1 pseudogene is annotated in these 221 nt (G+C 77.4%); it reads left to right on the top strand.

Going from position 1 to position 221, the window contains the following annotated elements:
- Positions 1-221, top strand: a pseudogene (locus H6A15_RS10320) (IS21 family transposase); the annotation flags it as partial.

Genomic DNA, 221 nt, shown 5'->3' with positions numbered 1-221 from the left:
CGCCGAGCTGAACGACCTGCTCAGGGACGGGTGCGACCGCTTGAACGCCGCCTCGCGGGCGCGGGACGGCCGCCCGACCCCGGAGGTGCTCGCCGAGGACCTGGCCGCCATGCTCGCGCTGCCGTCGTCGCCCTTCGACGCCGTGCGCTGGGCGAGGTGCCGCGCCGACAAGCGCGGCGTGGTGACCGTGGACGGCCGGGGCTACCTCGCCGGTCCCGCCT

This window comes from Enorma phocaeensis, assembly GCF_016901575.1.
Classification (GTDB): domain Bacteria; phylum Actinomycetota; class Coriobacteriia; order Coriobacteriales; family Coriobacteriaceae; genus Limicola; species Limicola phocaeensis_A.
This window is presented reverse-complemented; position numbering and strand designations above follow the sequence as displayed.